The organism is Pseudomonas sp. B6001, from assembly GCF_013386015.1.
Classification (GTDB): domain Bacteria; phylum Pseudomonadota; class Gammaproteobacteria; order Pseudomonadales; family Pseudomonadaceae; genus Aquipseudomonas.
On sequence record NZ_JACAOX010000050.1, the window covers coordinates 38,807 to 58,151 of the forward strand.

At 61.8% G+C, this 19,345-nt stretch carries 8 protein-coding genes; all 8 read left to right on the forward strand.

Annotated features, from left to right (window positions below):
- Positions 1-10 precede the first annotated feature (10 nt).
- The 8 genes from HX821_RS30615 (at position 11) to HX821_RS30650 (ending at position 19,339) form a co-directional block, all read left to right on the forward strand.
- On the forward strand, positions 11-643 hold the full coding sequence (locus tag HX821_RS30615) for a hypothetical protein (protein ID WP_003218188.1): 633 nt from the start codon (positions 11-13) through the stop codon (positions 641-643).
- Positions 644-909: 266 nt separating this feature from the next.
- On the forward strand, positions 910-2,406 hold the full coding sequence (locus HX821_RS30620; protein ID WP_177037332.1) for a YdgA family protein: 1,497 nt from the start codon (positions 910-912) through the stop codon (positions 2,404-2,406).
- A gap of 181 nt (positions 2,407-2,587) precedes the next feature.
- Entirely contained in the window at positions 2,588-5,041 is a 2,454-nt protein-coding gene (pgaA, locus tag HX821_RS30625) for a poly-beta-1,6 N-acetyl-D-glucosamine export porin PgaA (protein WP_177037333.1), read from the forward strand.
- A gap of 12 nt (positions 5,042-5,053) precedes the next feature.
- Entirely contained in the window at positions 5,054-7,051 is a 1,998-nt protein-coding gene (pgaB, locus tag HX821_RS30630; RefSeq protein ID WP_008433662.1) for a poly-beta-1,6-N-acetyl-D-glucosamine N-deacetylase PgaB, read from the forward strand.
- Positions 7,052-7,054: 3 nt separating this feature from the next.
- Complete coding sequence (gene pgaC, locus HX821_RS30635; protein ID WP_003218180.1) at positions 7,055-8,401, forward strand: poly-beta-1,6-N-acetyl-D-glucosamine synthase; 1,347 nt, start codon at positions 7,055-7,057, stop codon at positions 8,399-8,401.
- Positions 8,398-8,880, forward strand: coding sequence for a poly-beta-1,6-N-acetyl-D-glucosamine biosynthesis protein PgaD (gene pgaD, locus HX821_RS30640; protein ID WP_003218178.1), 483 nt, complete (start codon positions 8,398-8,400; stop codon positions 8,878-8,880). The genes pgaC and pgaD overlap by 4 nt, the downstream gene beginning before the upstream one ends.
- Positions 8,881-9,201: 321 nt before the next feature.
- Positions 9,202-10,923, forward strand: coding sequence for a ShlB/FhaC/HecB family hemolysin secretion/activation protein (locus HX821_RS30645; protein ID WP_256344278.1), 1,722 nt, complete (start codon positions 9,202-9,204; stop codon positions 10,921-10,923).
- A gap of 31 nt (positions 10,924-10,954) precedes the next feature.
- Positions 10,955-19,339, forward strand: coding sequence for a DUF637 domain-containing protein (locus tag HX821_RS30650; protein WP_177037334.1), 8,385 nt, complete (start codon positions 10,955-10,957; stop codon positions 19,337-19,339).
- Positions 19,340-19,345: the final 6 nt, after the last annotated feature.

Below are 19,345 nucleotides of genomic sequence, written 5' to 3' on the forward strand. Positions count from 1 at the left end.
GATTCCAATAATGAAAAACCCTTATGCTCCCGCTTTCTGGTGCGTGTTCTTCGCACTGGTGTTGCTATCGGCGACTTACTTCTACGGCATCATGCTGGCCCATCAAATCGACAAGGCCATGGTGTTCCTCGACAGCGCCAGCGCGCTGATCGCGGTGCTGTCCATCGGCGTGGTGGCCTGGGCCTCCTACCAGGGCCAGCGAATCAAGCGAAGACTACTCGAACAAGGCAAGACCCGCGTGGCGATCTGGGACACCAAGGTTGCCCTGCGTCGGGTCGAGACAGTGTTCGACCGCTACTTCTGGGGCAGCTACTGGCAACCGGGGCGCACCTTCCAGGAAGTCATGGGCGAACTGACCGGCACACCGCTGGAAAAAAGCCTCGAAGCCCTGAAAAAACAATGCGTGATGCTTGATCGGCAAGTCGCCGACGGACGGCATTGGCTGAATAACGCCCGGGAATTATCCGACGTGGCCACCGCGATGGCGCGAGAGCGTTACCAGCTGGATTTTTATGATCCCAAGTCGGATACGCCGGGCAATGCGGTGATTCACCGTGAGTTTGAGGTGCTGGTGTATACGTGGACGGCGCGCCTGAAAAGCTTCGACCATCAACTCGATGAGATCGAAACCGAGTATTCCTGAAATCTGTGGTGTCTGTACTGACGCCTTCGCGAGCAAGCCCGCTCCCACATTCGATCGAGTTCCATCTTTGGAATGCAGTCGAATGTGGGAGCGGGCTTGCTCGCGAAGGCACTTTACCGTTCAGCGCTGAAGTCTGCGCCTATTGAAAAATTGGGCTGCATACGCCAGCCAATGCTAATCTTCCCCGGATTTCGGCGGGCTTGAGCCGACACCCTTCGGGGTTCAGGGAAGACAGCCCACTTCACAGGATTTGATCAGGTCACTACATGAATAAGCCAGCAGTCGTTCTCTTGGGTGTCGTCGTCGCCATTGGTGCAATCAGCGCAGGCGGTGCCTGGTACACCGGCAAGCAACTGGAGCCGGTGCTGCAAACCGCCATCCAGGACGCCAACAAGGAACTGCAGACCTCCATGGCCGGTGTCGACGGCACTGTGACCCTCGAACTGGTCTCCCTCGACCGTCAGCTGTTCAGCAGCACCGCCCACTATCGCCTCAAGGCCCAGGGCGCGGTGTTCGGCGAAAATCATCAGGACACCGAACTGCTGTTCGTCGACCATATCGAACACGGCCCGCTGCCGTTCTCGCGCCTGGTGTCGCTGAAGTGGCTGCCGGTCATGGCCACCAGTCACTACGAACTCGAGAAAAACCCCACCACCGAAAAATGGTTCGCTGCCAGCAAGGACGTGTCGCCCCTCAAGGGCGTGGCCAACATCGGTTATGACCGCTCGGTGACCGGCAACGTTGAACTGCTGCCCCTGGAACTCAAGGACGACAAGTCGGCCGTGAGCTTCTCCGGCGCCAACCTCGACTTCGACTCCACCGCCGAAGGCAAGAAGGTCAAGGCCAGCGGCTACATGGACAGCCTCAAGGTCTCGGTTGTCGATGCCAACAACGCCAAGCTGGATGCGGAGCTGAGCGGCCTGACCATCGCCAGCAACCTGGAAAAAACCACCTTCGGTTTCTACACCGGGCAAAACACCGTCGAGCTGACCAACACCAAGGTCACCTTCGGCCCGCAGCAAGCAGTGCTGACTCTCAAGAACTTTGAGCAGAAAGACAGCAGCGAAACCAAGGACAACAACCTGGCCGGCCGCGTCGACTACAAGATCGACGAGATCGGTTACCAGGGCAAGCCCGTGGGCTCGGCGGCCATGGCCGTCAGCATGAAGAACGTCGACATCCCGTCGATGCTGGTACTGACCAAGCTCTACCAGGAAAAAGTACAGCCGGCCCAGGCCGCTGCCGCTGCTGGCCAGCCCGTGCCTGAGTTGCAATTGACCGAAGCCGAGCAGACCCTGGCCCAGGCCAACGTCGACCAACTGCTGGCTGCCAAGCCGCAAGTGGCGGTAGAAAACCTGTCGCTGAAAACCACCAATGGCGAGAGCCGCTTCAACCTGGTGGCGGACTTCGCCAAGCCGTCGAGCATGGACCTGCCGCCGGTTGAACTGGGCAAGCAAATCGTTGCGCTGCTGGACGCCAACCTGACCCTGTCCAAGCCGATGATCCAGGACGTTGCCGGCCTGCAGGCGCAGATCGGTGGTGTGACCGACCCGAAAGCCATCGAGCAGCAATCCCAGATGGCCAGCGAGATGATCAGCGGCATGGCCGTGGGTACTCAACTGGCGACCCTGGTGGGTACCGATATCGTGTCCAAGCTGCACTACGCCAACAATGAAGTGACCTTCAACGGCCAGAAAATGACCGTCGAGCAATTCATTGGTTTTGTGCTGGGCAAGTTCGGCGCGGTCAGCGGCGCTCAATAAGACTCGGCTCAAAGTGATGTAGGCCAATTCTGAACAATTGTTCTGAATTGGCCTTTTTTGTACCCCCCTCAAGGATATTGCGCCCCGGGAAAGCTTGGCCGCGTCATCAGATGCCGGCCGCCTGGAGTGTCGTGCAGGTGAACTTATCGCTACAGCTTTCCCTGGTGAGGAAGCTGACGACATGTCGCGTAATATTCATCCGTTTATCCGCCTGGCCCTGTGCAGCCAACTGCTCTGGCCCGTCGTGGCATCGGCCGATGCGGCCTATGATTCGCTGATCAACCAGGCCCGCAGTGGCAACTATGGTCCGGCCCTCAACCTGTTGCGCCAAATGCCCGCCGAGCGCCAGACGCCGGGGCAGGTCAGCGATCACCTGTTGATTGCCAGCTGGGCGCGCCAGGACGCCGAGGTGCTGACGGTCTACGAGGCCCAGGGCCGCTCACGCACCCTCACCACCCAGGCGCTGGCCACCGTCGCCCGCACCTATCGCAACCAGCAGCGTTGGGAACCGGCAATTGCCGTGTATCGCCAGGCGTTGCTGCGCGAGCCGAATAACCCGGACCTGCAACTCGGCCTGGCCCTGACCCAGGCGGACGCCGGCCAGACCGCTGAAGCGGTGCAGCGCACCCGCGCCCTGGTGGCCGCCAAGCCCGACGACGCCGACCGCCGCATGGCCCTGGGTTACGCACTGACCCGTGCCGGCTCTACCTATGACGCGCTGTTCGAATTCGACCAGGCATTCATTCGTGCCGGCAACAAACCTGAAGTCGCCCGCGAATACATCGTCGCCCTGCAACGTGCGCGCCTGCCGGAACCGGCCCTGCGCCTCGCTGCCCGGCGCCCTGGCCTGTTGGACCCGGTCACCCAACGCCGCCTCGAAGGCGACCTGGCCGCCGAGCGCGTGCGCATGGCCGAGTTCGCGACCCGCAGTGAAAAAGAGCGCTACGTCATCGCCGACCGTGCCCTCAAGGATTACGACCAACTGCTCACCACCTGGACACCGGATGCCAACGCCCATGATGACGTGGTGCGCTGGCGCATCGACCGTCTGGGCGCGCTGAAAGCCCGGGCGCGCACCGCCGAGGTGATCCGCGATTACGAAGTCTTGAAGGGCGAAGGCGTGCAACTGCCGACCTACGCCCTGCGCTGGGTCGCTGCCGCCTACCTCGACCAGCGCCAGCCGGAAAAGGCCGCGCCGCTGTATCGCCAGGCCCTGGCGGCAAGCGATGCGGACGCCGGCGATCACGTCGAAGACAGCACCGCGCTGTTCTACGCCCTGCTCGAAAACGATCAAGTGGTGGAAGCTCGCGAAGTCGCCGACAACCTGGCGAGCACCCAGAAACCCCGGGTCGAGCTCAAGGGCTTGCCCATCGGCAACCCCAACGACGCCTGGATGGACGCCCAACAATTGGCCGCCCAGGCCGGCACCTATGGCGCCGACCTGCCCGCCAGCGAAAAAGGCCTGGAAGCCCTGGTGCAACAGGCCCCGGGCAATATCGGCCTGCGCCTGGCCCAGGCCGATATGTACCGTGCCCGCGACTGGCCACGGCGCGCCGAAAACACCCTCAAGGAAACCGAAGCCCAGGCCCCGCGCGACATCGGCCTGGAGGTTTCCCAAGGCCACACTGCCCTCGATCTGCAGGAATGGCGTCAGCTCGATGCACTCACCGATGACGTGGTCGACCGCGCCCCGGACAACCGCCAGGTACAGCGCCTCAGCCGCCTGCGGGATGTGCACGACATGGCCGAATTGCGCGTCGAGGCCTACACCGGCAAAAGCAACGGCGGCGGCGATAACGGCGCGGGCGCGGTGTCCGGCAGCCGCGATTTCGGCATCGAAACCTTGCTCTACAGCCCGCCCATCGATGAAGACTGGCGCGTGTTTGGCGGGGCCGGCTACGCCACCGCCGATTTCGAAGAAGGCACCGGCCAACACCGTTGGCAGCGCCTCGGTGTAGAGCGGCGCACCCGCGACATGACCCTCGAAGCCGAGGTCTCCAACCACTCCTACGGCTTTGGCGACAAGCAGGGCGCACGCATCGCGATTGCCCGCGACATCAATGACCAATGGCAGTACGGCGGCAGTCTCGATTACCTCTCCGCGAGCACCCCGCTGCGGGCACTGAATGCCGACATTACTGCCAACGGCGGCAGCGGGTTTATCCGCTGGCGCGCCAACGAAAGCCGCGAATGGAAACTGGCCCTGAGCCCGTCCCACTTCAGCGACGGCAACAACCGCCTTGAAGCGCTGCTCACCGGTCGCCAGGGCGTGTACAGCTCGCCGGGGGTGCAAGTCGACCTGGGCCTGGAAGTCGGCACCAGCCGCAACACCAAGGAAGACACGCCGTACTTCAACCCGCGCTCGGACTTCAGCGTGCTGCCCACGGCCACCGTCAACCACGTGCTCTACCACCGCTACGAAACCCAGTGGAGCCAGCAGTTCCAGGTGGGGGCGGGCACCTACAGCCAGCGCGACTACGGTACCGGCGGCGTTGCACTGGTGGGCTACGGCCAGCGGTTTCGCTGGAACGACGTGCTCGAAACCGGCGCCAACCTCAGCTGGATCAGCCGACCTTATGACGGTGAGCGCGAAAGCGACCTGCGCCTGATCGTCGACCTCACCTACCGCTTCTAGAAGAGTCCGATCATGCCCGTCTTGTCCCGTTGCCTGTTGGCCCTGGGGTTAATGCTGAGCAGCGCTTGCGCCCAGCAACCCGCACCTTTCACTCCACCCGCCGAGCGGCTCAAGCCTGCCAGCGAAGCGGCGTGGCCGAAGAACCATTTCCTCGGTATCGCCTACCACGACATCGAGGACCGCGACCCCGATCAGGCCGTCGTGGCCGTGCGCACCGAACGTTTGATCGAGCAGTTGGCGTGGCTGCGGGAAAACGGCTACCAGCCCGTCACCGTCGACCAGATTTTGGCGGCCCGCAACGGCGGCCCGGAGTTGCCGGCGAAGGCGATCATGCTCAGCTTCGATGACGGCTACGCGAGCTTCTACACCCGTGTGATGCCGATCCTGCGCAGCTACAACTGGCACGCGCTGCTGGCGCCGGTGGGTTCGTGGGTGGATACGCCGCTGAACCAGCCGGTGGACTTCGCCGGTACACCACGCCCGCGTTCGGACTTCCTGACCTGGCAGCAGGTGCGCGAAATCGCCCAGTCCGGCCTGGTGGAAATCGCCGCGCACACCGACGCCAACCACAAGGGCGTGCTGGCCAACCCACAAGGCAACCTGCAACCGGCCGCCACCACCCGACGCTTTGACCCGGCGACCCATCGCTACGAAACCGAAGCCCAGTTCCAGGCGCGGATGCGCACCGACGTGACGGCGATCTCCAACAAGATCCGCGCCGTCACCGGCAAGGCGCCGCGCGTGTGGGTGTGGCCTTACGGCGCTGCCGATGGCACCTCGCTGGCGGTGGTGGGCGAGCAGGGTTACCAGATGGCCCTGACCCTGGAAGACGGTCTCGACAGCCTCGGCAACCTGATGAGCAGCCCGCGCTTCCTGGTGGCCTCCGACCCGGACGGCGAACACTACGCCAACGCCATCGTCGCGACCCAGACTGAAGCCCCGCTGCGGGTGCTGCATGTGGACCTGGACAACGTCTACGACCCGGACCCGGAACAGCAGGTGCGCAACCTCGACAAACTGATCCAGCGCGTGGTCGACATGGGTGCCAGCACCGTGTTCCTGCAGGCTTTCGCCGACCCCAAGGGCGATGGCCTGGTGCGTTCGCTGTACTTCCCCAACCGCCATTTGCCGGTGCGCGCCGACCTGTTCAACCGCGTCACCTGGCAACTGCGCACCCGGGCCCACGTGAACGTATTTGCCTGGATGCCGGTGCTCAGTTTCGCCCTCGATTCGAAGCTGCCCCGCGTTACCCGTTGGGACCCGCAAACCGGCAAGGTCGCCATCGACCCGGACCAGTACCAGCGCCTGTCGCCGTTCGATCCGAAAGTGCGGCAGGTCATCGGTGAGATCTACGAAGACCTGGCGCGCACCAGTGCCATCGACGGCGTGCTGTTCCACGACGACGCGGTGCTGTCGGACTTCGAAGACGCCAGCCCGCTGGCGCTCAAGGCCTACGCCGCCAATGGCCTGCCGGACACCATCGAAGCCCTGCGCGCCGACCCTGCGGTGATGCAGCGCTGGACGCGTTTCAAGAGCCGCTACCTGATCGACTTCACCCATGAGCTGACGGCCAAGGTCCGCAAGCTGCGCGGCCCGCAGGTGCAGACCGCACGCAATATCTTCGCCGAACCGATGCTCAACCCGGGCAGCGAAGCCTGGTTCGCGCAGAACCTTGACGACTTCCTCACCAGCTACGACTGGACTGCGCCGATGGCCATGCCGCTGATGGAAGGCCAGGACCTCAAGGGCTCCAACGCCTGGCTGGAAAAACTCGTGGCCACCGTCAAGGCCCGCCCCGGCGCGCTGCAACGCACAGTCTTCGAGTTGCAAGCCAAGGACTGGCGTACCTCGGCCGCCCCCGATCTGGACGGTGCACAAATGGCCGAGTGGATGGGCGTGCTCAAGCGTCAGGGCGTGACCAGTTTTGGCTACTACCCCGACAACTTCCTGGAGAATTCGCCGGATCTGAAAACCGTGCGTCCGGCCCTTTCCAACCAGTGGAATCCTTGACTCATGTTCGACAGAATCCTCGCGCTTATCGTGTTGTCGCTGGTATTGGGTGTGCCCCTGGGCCTGATCTTTCTGGTCACCGGGCAGTTCCTGATGGACTTCGTCTTCTTCTATCCACTGTTCATGTCCGGCTTGTGGATCGCCGGCGGCCTGTACTTCTGGCTGCACTGGGAGCGCCACTGGCCGTGGGCGGATGACACCCCGGCGCCGGTACTCGCCGGCGAGCCACTGATCTCGATCCTGATCCCTTGCTACAACGAAGGCGACAACGCCGCCGAAACCATCGGCGCCGCGTTGGCCCAGCAATACCGCAACATCGAAGTGATCGCGATCAACGATGGCTCCAGCGACAACACCGCCGCCGTGCTCGATGCGTTGGCCCTGAAAGAGCCGCGCCTGCGGGTGCTGCACCTGGCGCAAAACCAGGGCAAGGCCGTGGCCCTGCGCATGGGCGCAGTGGCGGCGCGCAGCGAATACCTGGTGTGCATCGACGGCGATGCGTTGCTCTCGCCGAACACCGCGGCGTACCTGGTGGCGCCGATGCTCGACAACCCGCGCCTGGGGGCGGTCACCGGCAACCCGCGGATTCGAACGCGCTCCACCTTGATCGGCCGGGTGCAGGTGGGCGAGTTCTCTTCGATCATCGGCTTGATCAAGCGCACCCAGCGGGTCTTCGGGCGGATCTTCACCGTCTCCGGCGTGGTGGTGGCGTTTCGGCGGGCGGCCCTGGACCGGGTCGACTACTGGAGCACCGACATGATCACCGAAGACATCGACGTGAGCTGGAAGCTGCAACTGGACCACTGGAGCATCTTCTACGAGCCTCGCGCGCTGTGCTGGATCCTGATGCCGGAAACCCTCGGCGGCCTGTGGAAGCAACGCCTGCGCTGGGCCCAGGGCGGCGCTGAAGTGCTGTTCAAAAATATTCGTGGCATCTGGCAATGGCGCCATCGCTACCTGTGGCCGCTGCTGTTCGAGTACTGCCTGTCCACCGGTTGGGCCTTCACCTTTTTGCTCTCGGTGATTTTCTGGGCCGTGGGCAAGGTGGTGACGCTGCCTGCCGCCATCGCCGTCGACTCGCTGATGCCGCCGGCCTTCACCGGCCTGCTGCTGGCGGTGGTGTGCCTGGTGCAGTTCGCGGTGAGCATCATGATCGACCGGCGCTATGAAAAGGGCCTGTGGAAAACCCTGTTCTGGACCGTCTGGTACCCGTTGGTGTTCTGGCTGGTGAGCCTGTTCACCACCCTGGTCAGCTTCCCCAAAGTGTTGTTCCGCCAACACCAGAAACGCGCGCGCTGGGTCAGCCCGGATCGCGGTATCAAAGCCCCCACTACGGATGTGCAGCCATGAACCTGATCCGAACCCAACAGCGCCCGGTGATGTGGGCCATCGACGTATTCCTGACCCTGCTGGCCTGGGCCGGGCTGATTATCCTGCTGGTGCGCGGGCTGGTGCCGATGCTCGACAGCCACGGCGGCCCGCGGATCGATGCGCCGATTTTCGCGGCGCTGGATACCTTGCAGATCTACCTGTGGATTGCCGTGTTCAACGCAGTCGTGCTGATCAGTTGGGCACGCTACCAGCAGCGACGTGGCAAGCACTTTGCCCAGCGGCGCTCGGCGGCCAAGGCCTTGAGCGACCAGCATTTGAGCGACAGCTTCAGCCTGGGGGAAGGTGACCTGGAGCAACTGCGCCGCCCGGGTGTGCTGGTGATTCATAACGACCACGAAGGGGGTGTGCAGGAAGTGACAGCCCATGTGTCCCGGCATGTGGAGCGGCCAGGGTTGAAGTTGGTGGCGGGGCAGGAGCGGACCAAGGAGGTTGGTTAACCGGGATATCGAAAAATGGGATCCAATTCACAAAATAACCGCGAACTTTTCTCATCTTTTGGCTACTAACCAGTCTTGATACCGCATTGCTGGCCAAGTAATGGCAATTGTAAGCGCCACCATTGGAGGTGTATCAAAACTGTTACCGCTTGTCGGAATAAAAATTCCAATTGCAAGCAATTAAACGTTGCATGATTTATTTATTGTTAATAATCAGCAACTTATATGCCTGTTAAACATAACTTCCCACTAAGCCAGAATCTTGGCCCACCGGAAGTTCGATGTTAGTTTGCCGGCCCCCGCTTTTTCGACGGATCGAACATGTCTTTATTATTGCCACGGACTCGGCTGCTGCTGGGCGTTTGCCTGCTGACTTGCTTCGCACTCAATAGTGCGACGGCTGCGCCCACGCCTGGCGATCAGGACCTGATCCGCGACCGGCAAAACCGTCTGCTGGAAGAACAGCGCCGGCGCCTTGAAGACCTCAAGGAACTGCCCGGCAAAGAAGCCAAGCCCCAAGCGCCTGCCACCCCGGCCGACACCCGTTGCTTCCCGATCAAAGACATCGAACTCAAGGGTGCCGACAGCCTGCCTGCACCGGACCGCGAGCGCCTGCTCAAGCCGTATATCGGCCAGTGCCTGGGCGTCTCCCAGCTCAACCAAGTGCTCAAGTCGATCACCGACTACTACATCGACAAAGGCATGGTTACCAGCCGTGCTTACTTGCCGCAGCAGGACCTTTCCACCGGCCACCTCCAGGTGTTGGTGGTGGAAGGCAAGCTCGAAGGCTTGAAGGGCGCCGACGGCAGCAACCTGTCCCCGCGCGAGCTGGCCATGGCCTTTCCCGGCAAGGTCGGCGAGCAGCTCAACCTGCGGGAAATCGAGCAGTTGGTGGACCAGTTGAATCGCTTGCCGTCCAAGCAGGCGCAAATGGAACTGACCCCCGGCAGCCAGGTGGGCGGCAGTGAAGTGCAGGTCAGGAATGTCCCGCAGAAGCCCTGGCGCGCCAGCCTGTCGCGCAATAACGACGGGCAGAAAAGCACCGGCGAACAACAGTGGGGCGCCGGCCTTGAGTGGGACAGCCCCCTGGGCCTGGCCGACCAGCTTGTGTTGCGCGGCGGCCACGATGCCGTCAGCGACCACCAGAAAACCTCGAAAAACACCATGCTCTACTACAACGTGCCGTGGGGCTGGTGGAACTTCAGCTACACCTACAGCGAGAGTGATTACCGCACCTTTGGCGTAACCAACGACTTTAAATTCAAGCAGAACGGCGACAACGAAAACCACCAACTGCGCGCCGAGCGCGTGATCCATCGCGACGACGTCAGCAAGACCTCGGTCAACGTCGGCCTGGCCCACCTGCGCACTAACAACTACATCAACGACGCTCACCTCGAAACCAGCAGCAACCGCCTCAGTGAACTGCAACTGGGCATCAACCACGGTCGCCGCATCGGCAATGCCTTCGTCAACCTCGACCTGGGCATGCAGAACGGTATCGGCGCCTTCGATGCCCAAGCTGAAAACGAGCGCGATCAGTACGGCAATCGCCTGCCCAACGCGCGCTACCGCAAATACACCGCCACCGTCAGCTACTTGCAGCCATTCACGCTATGGGGTGAGTCGTTCAGTTTCTCCAGCCTGGCCACCGGCCAACGCAGTGAAGACATTCTGTTCAGCCCCCAGCGCATGAGCCTCGGCGGCTCGGCCTCGGTGCGCGGTTTCAAAGACCAGCAGCTCACCGGCGACAGCGGCGGCTACTGGCGCAACGACGTGCGCTGGGCGCGCCCGGTGACCTGGGACTGGATGCGCCCGGCCTTTGCCGAATACGGCGCCAGCGTCGGCTACGACCAGGGTGTGATCAGCAATGGCCGCTACAACGACAACGTGCACGGCCGGGTCTCGAGCAACTCGCTGGAGTTGTTCGCCCGTGGCAAATACGTCAGCACCAGCGTGACCTTTGCCCATTCCCTGGAACGCCCGGCAGTGATGAGCGAGCGCGAAGCGCCGATCTACTTCCGCATGGATTTCTTCCTGTAATTCAACGCCCCGTTACATCGAGAATATGACAATGGATGTTCGCCACTTTGCCTTCCTGGCCCGCCAACCTTCTGCTGCGCTGAAACCGCGAGACTCGTTCTTCGGCCTGCCCAAGCGCGGTTTGGTGCTGATCCTGGCCAACGCGCTGTTCTGGCAGCCGCTGCTGGCCCAGGCCGAAGGCATTGTGGTCAGCGCGCCGGGCACCACCGTCGGCCAGGCCGGCAATGGCGTACCGGTGGTGAACATCGCCACCCCCAATGGCAGTGGCTTGTCCCATAACCAATTCAAGGACTACAACGTCGGCCCCAACGGCGTGATCCTCAACAACGCCAACGGCCCCATGACGAACACCCAGCTGGGTGGCTACATCGTCGGCAACCCCAACCTCAAGGGCGGCGCGGCCAGCGTCATCCTCAACGAAGTCAACGGCGGCAGCCCCAGCCAGTTGCGCGGCTACACCGAAGTGGCGGGCCAGTCGGCCAAGGTCATCGTCGCCAACCCGTACGGCGTCACGTGCAGCGGTTGCGGCTTTATCAACACCCCCAACGTGACCCTCACCACCGGCAAACCGGTGCTCGACGCCAGCGGCCAGTTGCAGCGCTACCAGGTTGACGGCGGCGCCGTGACCATTGACGGCGAAGGCTTGAATGCCAGCAACGTCGACCGCTTCGAAATCATCACCCGCTCGGCCAAGATCAATGCGCAGATCAACGCACGAGAATTGACCGTCATTGCCGGGCGTAACGACGTCGATGCCAAAAGCCTGAAAGCCACCGCGCGCGCCGATGACGGCAGCGCAAAGCCCGAGCTGGCCATCGATTCCTCGGCATTGGGCGGCATGTACGCCGGTGCGATCAAACTGGTGGGCACCGAGGCCGGCGTAGGGGTGAAACTCGACGGTACGCTGGCCGCCAGTGGCGGCGATATCCAGCTGGATGCCAACGGGCGCCTGAGCATGGCGCAGACGGCGACCACCGGTAACCTCAAGGTCACCGCGCAGAACGTGAACCTGACCGACAAGGTCTACGCCGCCGGCAATGTGCAGGTGAGCAGTGCTGAAGAACTGGTCAACCAGAAGAGCCTGGCCGCTGGCCAACGCATCGAACTCAACGCCACCACCGTCACCAACCCGGGCATCATCGAAGCAGGCGTGCAGGCCGATAACAGCCGCAATGCTACCGGCGATGTGGTGGTGAATACGCAAACCCTGAACACCAGCGGCAACGTCCTGGCCAGCCGCTCGCTGAGCGCCACGGCCACCCGGGAACTGAACAACCAGGGCGCAGTGATCCAGGGTAAAACCGTCACGCTGAACAGTGCCAGACTGACCAACCAGGGCGCCACCGCGCGGGTGTATGGCGAGCAAGCGCTGGCGATCAACGCGCCGGCCATCGTCAACCTCGGCGGGCTGATTCGCTTCGGTGCCGATCAGGCGGCAACGCTGCAAACCGATTCGCTGGATAACCGCCAGGGCCATATCCAGGTCGCGGGCGGCAGCTTGACGCTCAACAGCGGCTCACTGAATAACACCGGCGGGCAGATTGTCGCGGGCAACCTCGGTGTGACAGCGGACACGATCAACAACCAGAACGGTTTCCTGGTTGCCGACGCCGTGACGGTCAACGCCGCCCGCCTCGACAACAGTGCCAAGGGCTTGATCAGTGCCGAGAAAGGCGCGCTCAACCTCACCGTCACCAACACCTTCAACAACAGCCAGGGTCATGCCCAGGCTGGCACTGACTTGCACCTGCGCGCCGGTGACGTCGCCAACCAGGACGGCAAGCTGGTGGGTGGGCAGCTCACCGCTACCCTCGGCAGCCTCAGCAACAACGACGCAGGTGTACTCAGCGCGGATGCCGGCAAGTTGACCTTGACCGTCGCCCAACAGCTGAACAACGCCAAAGGTCACTTGCAGGCCGCCCAGGGCGACATCGAGCTGCACGCCGCGAGCCTGGATAACCAGGGCGGCGCCATCATCGGCAAGCAGTTGCTGCTGGATGCGCGAAGCGGGCAGATCGACAACCGCGCCGGGCGTATCGTCGGTGACCAACTGGACGTCCGCGCCGGCAGCCTCGACAACCGCAGTGCCGGGTTGCTGGCCGGTGGTGTGCCGGGTGTGAGCGTGGTGCTGAACGACCAATTGCTCAACACCCAGGGCCGTATTCAAAGTGAGGGTGACCTGCTGCTGACCGGCAAGCGCCTGGGCAACAGCGCCGGGATCCTGCTCGGCAAGGCCCTCACTGTCACCGCGCAAGACCTCGACAACAGCAGCAAGGGCGCGCTGGTCAGCAATGACGGCGACATCACCCTCAACATCAGCAACCTGCTGACCAACACCAACGGCGTGATCGACGCCGCCGAACGCAGTGTGCTGGTCAAGGCCTTGACCACCCTCGACAACCAGGGCGGCACCTTGCGGGGCAAGCGCCTGGATATCGCGGCGCAAACCCTCGACAACGACCAGGGCCAACTCCTGGCCGGCAATCAGGGCGTGAGCTACCGCGGCCAGGACCTGAGCAATCGCCAGGGCATGATCCTCAGCGGTGGTGCGGCGGTCGACCTGACGCTGGGCACCTTGAACAACCAGGGCGGCACCGTGCAAGGCGACAGCTTGACGGTGACAGCCGACAGCGTCGACAACAGCCAAGACGGTACCAAGGCCGGCGCGTTGACCGCCTTGAAGAGCGACCTGCAACTGACGGTCGAGGCCTTGACCAACCGGGGCGGCAAACTGTTCGGCAAGGAGCACGTCACCGTCTCCGGCGCCACCCTGGACAACAGCGCCAACGGCCAGATCAGCGGCAATCAGCTCAGCCTGACCTCGCGTACCCAACTGACCAACCAAGGCGGCCTGATTGAGTCCAACCAGGGCCTGACCTTCAATGGCGGCAACCTCGACAACAGCGCGGGCGGCCAACTGCGGGCGATGGAAGGCGCCAGCAGCACGCTGACGGTCACCGACCAACTGAATAACCAGAACGGCATTCTTGAATTCGGCAGCCAGGCCTTCAGCCTCAGCGCCGGGCATCTGAATAACCAGGCCGGGCAACTGCAGCACGCTGGCACCGGCGTGTTCAGCCTCAATACCAGCAGCCTCAGCGGCAGCCAGGGCAGCATCAATGGCCTGGGCACCGCCGACTGGTCGTTCGGCCGGGTCGATGGCCTCGGCCGTGTGCAACTCAATGAAGCCTTGCACTACACCAGCACCCAGGGCCTGAGCCTCAAGGCCGGCGACCGCCTGGCCAGCGCCAAGGGTCTGACCCTGGATATCGCCAGCCTGGATAACGCGGGCGAGTTGCTCAGCGACGGTGACCTGAGTGTCAACCTGACCGGCGACATGACCAACAGTGGCCGCCTTTCGGCCCAGCAAAAACTGAGCGTGGTCGCCAACAACCTCAGCCAGAACGGCGGGCGTTTGGCCGGCGGCACCACCACCCGCATCACCCTGGGCGGTACGCTGGATAACCTCGGCTACCTCACCGCACGCCAGCAACTCGACATTGCCGCCGCACACATCAACAACCGCGGCACCCTCGGTTCACAAGGCAACGTCAACCTCAGCGCCAGCAATGGCATCAGCAATAGCGCGGACACGCTGCTGTTCAGCGGCGGCGATCTGACCCTGCGCGGGAACAGCTTCAGCAACCTGTACGGCGACGTCTACAGCAAGGGCAACCTGAGTTTCGCGGCGCTCGATGGCGGCATGGCGGCGGGCTTCAGCAACCTTTCCGGTACGGTTGAAAGCGAAGGCAATATCGGCATCAGTGCGCGGAATGTGGAAAACGCCAAGGCTGAATTCGAGTTGGGCCAGACCATCACCACCGGCAGCCTCAATTGGCAGTGCGGCCAGCACTGCGGCGGGCACGACTCGTTCAAGCGCGGTCAAATCACCATCAACCAGACCTACCTTGAATCCGCGATCAAGGACTCGGCCTCTGCGCGCCTGGTGGCGGGCAAAGACCTGCTGATCCAGGGCGACAACGTCCAGAACCGCTATAGCCTGCTGGCGGCGAATGGCAACCTGAGCATCACCGCCAACGACCTGCTCAACCAGGGCGCCGCGACTCGCACCGGGCAGAACACCATCGTCATCGGCACCCCGCAGCGCATCGACACCGATGAGTGGGACCGGATGGAATACATCGACGTACCCGCCTTCAACGCAGCAGTGGCAGCGGGTAATTTCGATGAAGCACGCTTTGAGGTGCTCAAGGCCCGGTCGAGCGACTGGCGTTTCTCCGAGCAAAGCAACGTCACCACCTGGACCGACAACGGCGGCCCAGGCTACACCGCGACGATACAGGCCGGTGGCGCGGTCAACCTCAACGTTGCGCGCACCCTGCAAAATGGCACGTTGCACACCAACACCCTGGAGCAACTGACCGGCACCCTCGGTGACGACCAGACCGGCATCCCCGTCGGCGGCATCAACATCAACCTGAGCAAGCACGTCAACGACGCCACCGCCCAGGCGCCGAGCAGCGTATTGCCGGTGACCAGCATCGCGCCCGACGGCCGCTACGTACCCGTGGACTACACCGGCGAGTCCTTCACCCCGGTCGACCCCACCACCGCGCCCGGCTTCCAGTTGCCCAAGGGCGACTACGGCCTGTTCATCAAAAACGCCGACCCCACCAGTCACTACCTGATCGAGACCAACCCGAACCTCACCACTGTGGCGGGCTTCTTCAGCTCCGACTACATGCTCGGCAAGCTCGGCTACAGCCCCGACAACGCCTGGCGTCGCCTGGGTGACGGGCAATACGAGTCACGGCTGATCCGCGATGCGGTGCTGGCGCAAACCGGGCAACGCTTCCTCGCCGGTGGCCTGACCAGCGACTACGACCAGTTCCGCTACCTGATGGACAACGCCCTGGCCAGCAAGGACGCCTTGCGCCTGAGCGTCGGCGTATCCCTCACTGACCAGCAAGTCGGCGCCCTGACCCACGACATCGTGTGGATGGAAAACCGCGTGGTCGACGGCCAGACCGTGCTCGTGCCGGTGCTCTACCTGGCCCAGGCCGACTCCCGCAACGTGCGCGGCAACAGCCTGATCCAGGGCCGCGACCTCAACCTGATGACCGGCGGCGACCTGATCAACGTCGGCACCCTGCGCGCCAGCAACAACCTCTCAGTGGCCAGCAGCGGCAGCCTCTACACCGGCGGCCTGATCGAGGCCGGCAACAACCTCAGCCTGCTGGCCCAGGACAGCATCCGCAATTCCATGGCTGGCGAGATACGCGGCACCCAGGTCAGCCTCACCACCCTGAAGGGCGACATCACCAACGACAACACCGCCATCCAGGTGCGCCAGGGTGCCGGCATGCGCACCCTCACCGACAGCAGCGCCGGCACCATCACCGCCCGCGAAAACCTGGCCATCGACGCTGGCCGCGACCTCACCAACCACGGTGCACTCACCGCCGGCGGCGATGCCGACCTGAAAGCCGGGCGCGACCTCAACCTGATCGCCGTCAGCGACACCAGCGAGATCCACGCCTTCAGCGACGGCGGGCACAAATCCAGCATCACCACCGACGTGAAAAACCAAGCGGCCACGGTCACGGCCGGTGGCAACCTGAGCATGGTGGCGGGGCAAGACGTCAACATCATCGGCAGCAACGCCACCGCGGGTAAGGACCTGAACATTCAGGCCGGGCGCGATTTCAACGTGGCGTCTGTCAGCGATGTGCACAACGTCGAAGGCAAGGAAAAAGACGGCAAGAAACGCATTAAGACCGCGGATGAGCAGACCACGCAGTTAGCCAGTGTGCTGACGGCGGGCAGGGACTTTACGAGCCAGGCCGGGCGCGACACCACGCTGGTGGCGAGCAAGATCAGTGCGGGGAATGAGGCTTATCTGTATAGCGGGGATAAGTTGAATTTGCTGGCGGCGCAGAACAGTACTCATACGTTGTATGACATGAAGGAGAACGGTGGCTGGGGCGCGAAGAAAGAGCAGCGAGACGAAGTAACCCGCACCACGAACGTTGGGACCGAGATCAAGACTGGCGGCAACCTCACGTTGATCAGCGAAGGTGACCAGCGTTACCAGGTCGCGAAGCTTGATAGTGGTAATGACATCATTCTTAACAGTGGCGGGGCCATCGTCTTTGAAGGCGTCAAAGACCTTCATGACGAGAGCCATACCAAGAGCAAGGGTGACCTCGCTTGGTTCAGCGCCAAAGGTAAAGGCAACACTGACGAAACGCTGCGCCAGAGTGAAATGATCGCTCAAGGGCAGGTCGTTATCAAAGCTGTCGACGGATTGAAGATTGATGTCAGGCAGATCGATCAGCAAACCGTTAGTCAGACCATCGATACCATGGTCAAAGCCGATCCGAATCTGGCTTGGCTCAAGGATGCTGAAAAGCGCGGTGACGTGGACTGGCGCCAAGTCAAAGAGATCCACGATAGCTTCAAATACAGTAACTCCGGTTTAGGTGCGGGCTCGCAGATTGTAATAGCAATTCTGATGGCCGCATTTGTCGGGCCGTTGGCAATGACTGCGGCTGCAGGTGCTGGAGCAGGCGTCGCTGTCGCGGCAGGTGCGGGAGCCGTAGCGGCAGGCGCTGCGACCAATGCGACGGTTAGTGTCGTTAATAATCGTGGCAACTTAGGGGCGGTGTTCAAGGATGTCACCTCTTCGGATGCTTTGAAGGGGTATACGATTTCCGGTGTGACCGCTGGATTGACCGCAGCTTATTTTGATGGCTGGACCGGAACTCATACTGATCAGGCGACTAAGCAAATAACGGGGCCACAGCTCAACACATGGACTGGTGTAGGGCAGTTTGCCGCGAACCAGACATTGCAAGGCGGTACTTCAACGCTGTTGAGTAAAGCATTGGGGCAGGGCGGCAGTGGGAGTGAGGCGCTGAAAACTGCGCTATTCAATACCCTGGCAGCGGCCAGCTTCAATGCCGTCGGCGACTACACGAAAAAGTGGAACATCGAAAACGGTTCAATTCCCAAGATCGCGATTCATGCGATGGTCGGTGGCCTCTTGGCCGAAGCAACGGGTGGAGATTTCCGTACAGGCGCATTGGCAGCCGGCGCCAATGAGGCACTGGTCGTACAGCTTAACGACATCGTGAAGGGCGACAAGACATTGTTGTCCATGAGTTCTCAACTGGTCGGTGTTTTAGCTGCGGCCACACAAAAAGATGCAGATGCTAGCAAATTGGAGAAGGGTGGCTGGGTGGCGAAAAATGCCACGCAGTACAACCACCAGCTTCACAAGTCTCAAGCCGATGCGTTGGATGAACAGCGACGGTTCCATCCGGAAAAGGCTGATCGTTTGAATGCGGCGGCCTGCGCTTTGGTTAGTTGCGCAGAGTCGATCCCGACCAACGATGAAACCTATAAGGACTTCAAGGCACTTCAGGATCGCGGCGCCACTTTTAGTGAGGAGATCGCGTTACTTGAGGCGACCGGCCAGTTTGGTGGCCGTAGTTGGCAGGATTGGAGCGACGATACGCTCAATGCTCACGGCAAGGCGGTGCAGGTCGTTGGAGCAAGCAAAGACACTGCCCTTGGCCTAGTCGGAGGGGCTACTGCATATACCGGGATGGTGATGTCGTCACCCGCATGTGTTGGCGTTGTTACCTGTGCCTTACCCATCGGCTTAGGAGCGCTTGGCACCACCTCGATGGTGGGGGCATGGGATTCTGCTAGCCGGATTACGGCGGATTTTAAATCCAATGAGCCCGACCGAGTGCTAGCTTCTTTCTTTCCGGAAACCTTTCCAGGAGAGTCGAGCGTAACGTCTGACCTGGCATGGAGCACGGCGAAATCCGCAGCTCAGGCGGCTCTGTTTGGCGGCGCGAGTAAATACTTTAATGGTAAGTTAGCTGGAGAGCTTGCCAGTGGTGCAAAAGGGCTAGGTTCTGCTGGTACGGGCACGACGGCGGGTAGTAATGTTGCAAGTACGACGCCTAAAGTTGATGTTTTTTGGAATAAAACAACAGTTCTAGATAGGACTGTTTATCAACGTAACGACCTCTTTGACCCAGAGGCCCTATCGACCTGGAGAGTACGAGGTAAAACTGTTGAAGGCTCAAACCTTGAGAGGATGGCCTCGGGTCGAGCACCAATTGGGTATGATGGGAAATCAGTTGAGTTACATCATCTCTCGCAAACTGAAGTTAATGGATTCGCTGGTACTCGTGGTTCACTTGCAGAAGTTGGTTCTGTTTTCCATAGCCAGAATAGCAGTGTTCTTCATGTCCCATCCAATGCCGCTCAAAGCTTTAGGTATACTCGTTACAAAGACTCTGCAGAATACAGAAACCCTACGACTGACTATGTTTCAGTTCCTACGGATTTGAATGCAAAAACATTGACAAAGCAGGCTAAAGAGTTTAACTCTTATCAGTCGGATTATTGGAAGTTGCGGGCTCGGAGCGGGGAGTAATTAGGC

Coding starts and splice junctions, on each gene's coding strand:
- HX821_RS30615 (WP_003218188.1), top strand. CDS start 11: ATGAAAAACCCTTATGCTCCCGCTTTCTGGTGCGTGTTCTTCGCACTG.
- HX821_RS30620 (WP_177037332.1), top strand. CDS start 910: ATGAATAAGCCAGCAGTCGTTCTCTTGGGTGTCGTCGTCGCCATTGGT.
- pgaA (WP_177037333.1), top strand. CDS start 2,588: ATGTCGCGTAATATTCATCCGTTTATCCGCCTGGCCCTGTGCAGCCAA.
- pgaB (WP_008433662.1), top strand. CDS start 5,054: ATGCCCGTCTTGTCCCGTTGCCTGTTGGCCCTGGGGTTAATGCTGAGC.
- pgaC (WP_003218180.1), top strand. CDS start 7,055: ATGTTCGACAGAATCCTCGCGCTTATCGTGTTGTCGCTGGTATTGGGT.
- pgaD (WP_003218178.1), top strand. CDS start 8,398: ATGAACCTGATCCGAACCCAACAGCGCCCGGTGATGTGGGCCATCGAC.
- HX821_RS30645 (WP_256344278.1), top strand. CDS start 9,202: ATGTCTTTATTATTGCCACGGACTCGGCTGCTGCTGGGCGTTTGCCTG.
- HX821_RS30650 (WP_177037334.1), top strand. CDS start 10,955: ATGGATGTTCGCCACTTTGCCTTCCTGGCCCGCCAACCTTCTGCTGCG.